Origin of the sequence: Fibrobacter sp. (assembly GCA_024398965.1) — a bacterium.
Taxonomy (GTDB): domain Bacteria; phylum Fibrobacterota; class Fibrobacteria; order Fibrobacterales; family Fibrobacteraceae; genus Fibrobacter.
This window is the reverse complement of record JAKSIF010000112.1, coordinates 1-2,450: the sequence shown is the minus strand read 5'-3', so window position 1 is coordinate 2,450 and position 2,450 is coordinate 1. Positions and strand designations below refer to the sequence as shown.

Annotated in this window: 2 protein-coding genes; one reads left to right on the top strand and one right to left on the bottom strand. The window is 47.6% G+C overall.

The window, feature by feature from the left end; translation table 11 throughout:
• Window positions 1-113 precede the first annotated feature (113 nt).
• Window positions 114-1,808 carry an HD domain-containing protein gene (locus tag MJZ26_14885; GenBank protein ID MCQ2107062.1) on the top strand — a complete coding sequence of 565 codons (1,695 nt, stop codon included), beginning with the start codon at window positions 114-116 and terminating at the stop codon, window positions 1,806-1,808.
• 144 nt (window positions 1,809-1,952) lie between these two features.
• Here the strand turns inward: MJZ26_14885 and MJZ26_14880 are convergent.
• Window positions 1,953-2,450: ATP-grasp domain-containing protein (locus MJZ26_14880; GenBank protein MCQ2107061.1), on the bottom strand; the 498-nt coding region annotated here is incomplete at its 5' end.

Here is a 2,450-nt window from a genome sequence, read left to right as displayed (position 1 = left end):
TCATCTAGCAAGGCTGCCTAAATGCTTCCACACATGTTGATGATGCCTCAAAAAATTAGTTATTTTGCTTTAAGAGGAATGCTTATTTTTTAAGCATAGGAATTGGGTGAAAAATGGTTATATACTATCTTGCGGCGGCGCTAGTTCTTTCTTTTGTCAACATCATCATATTCATGATTGTATGTTCCAAAAGGATGGTTTCTTATTACCTGTCCATGTTCCATGTGATAACCATGGCCATCGCCGGTCATTTTATGCTGGCAATGTCCACCAATATTGAAGAAGCCCTTCTTGCAAACAAGTTCGCCTATGCGGGAGCAGTCTACATTCCCCTCCTGTTCTTCCTTGGCGAGTTAAGCCTTTGCAACATCAATATTTCCAAAAAACTCAGGATAGTCCTGTTTGCTGCGAGTACCGTGGTTCTGGCCTTCGCCATGACGACCGGCTGGAGCGACGTATTCTACAAGAGCACGGCCCTAATCACACATCATGGTGTAACCGACTACACTGTTGATTTCGGCCCAGCCCACATATTGTACAACATGCTGCTCACCTTCTATCTTGTATCGGGCCTCGTTGTATTCGTCTATTCCCTACTCAAGAAAAAGAACATCTCCTATCGAAACCTCCTGGCTCTCGCAGCCATAGGCCTTTTGGGAGTAGGCACGTTTTTCATCTGCCGAGAGCTAGGCTACGACATGCTTGTCATGCCCGCCATCTACCTGATCATTGAATACATCATGCTGATAATCACGAACCGAATCAGCAAGTACGACATTAGCGGATCGATCCAGGAAACCCTTGAATTCCAGAATGAAAGCACATTCATCTCCATCACCGAAGACCTGTGCTACATCGGCTGCAACAATGTCGCCAGCAGGACCTTCCCTTCGTTGAAGAATTTCCGTGTAGACAGCAAGCTCCCCTCGAACGATGAACTCAGCAAGATCATTCTCAACATCATCGAGAACTTTGATCCTCAGCAGCTGTTCAAGGCAAGCTACTTCGAATACGGATCGAAGCACTATAAATGCACCATTCGAAACCTTCTCCACGGTCAAAGACACTGTGGTTACATGTTAAGGATTGAGGACGATTCCAAGATCCAGAGATACATCAAGCTTCTCGACAAGTACAACAACGATCTGGTAACTGACGTTCAGAACAAGAACGAGCATATCCAGGCCATCCAGGAACAAATGATCCTTGGAATGTCCAACATGGTAGAAAGCCGAGACAGCAATACGGGCAGCCATATTAGACATACAAGCCAGGCAGTAAAGATCCTTGTCAACGAGATGAAAAAAGACGAGATTTTCCGCAAGAAGCTCGAATTTTTCAAGGCGATAATCAAGTCTGCCCCCATGCACGATCTTGGCAAGATTGCCGTAGATGACGCCATCCTGCGTAAGCCAGGAACCTTCACGCAAGAAGAGTTCAACATCATGAAGACCCATGCGCAAAAGGGCGCTGTCATCGTGGAGAATCTTCTAAAGGATGTCGAGTCAGACGAATTTGTTACCATTGCCAGCAACGTCGCACATTACCATCACGAACGCTGGGACGGCACCGGATACCCCAAGCAACTTCGAGGAGAGGAAATCCCCCTGGAAGCCCGCATCATGGCGATTGCAGACGTATACGACGCCCTGGTCAGTAAGCGTTGCTACAAGGAAAAGATGTCTTATGCGGAAGCCTTTGACATCATAGTAAGCTCCATGGGAACCCACTTCGATCCCATGCTAAAGAAGTACTTTATCAACTGCCACAAGGAACTAGAAAACTTCTACGACAGTTGTGAAGATTAAACCGCATGCGGCTTAATTATAAATTCCTTAATCAAGAAAAGGTGACAATACAACGACTTAAAAAGGCTCGGCAATGCCGAGCCTTTTCTTATAACTCATAATTCGTAAATCATAATTGTAATAAACGATTCAACGAATCGTTTATTACAAAGTCACCTTCACCTTTTCGCGCATAGCCATGACGGTAGCCTTGGCTTCTTCTACGGTGTCGCGGCGAGCAAGCAGCACACCCATGCGGCGGTGGCCCTTCAGTTCAGGCTTACCGAACAGGCGGAGACCAGTATCGGGTTCTGCAAGGACTTCTTCAAGACCGCTGAACTTTACCTGGGTAGAATTGCCATCGCAGACAATTGCCTTGGAAGCACTGGGGCCATGGAAAGCAATGTTGGGAATGGGCAGGCCGAGAATAGCGCGGGCGTGGAGAGCGAATTCGGAAAGGTCCTGAGAAATGAGAGTCACCATGCCGGTGTCGTGAGGTCTGGGGCTCACTTCGCTGAACAGGACTTCGTCCTTGCAAACGAACAGTTCCACACCGAAGATGCCGCGACCGCCAAGAGCGTCGGTCACCTTCTTGGCAATGACCTTGGCCTGTTCCAGAAGTTCAGGCTTCATGGGCTGGGGCTGCCAGGATTCCTGATAGTC

Excerpts from the sequence above, each read along its gene's own strand:
- MJZ26_14885 (MCQ2107062.1), top strand. The coding sequence starts at position 114 with ATGGTTATATACTATCTTGCGGCGGCGCTAGTTCTTTCTTTTGTCAAC.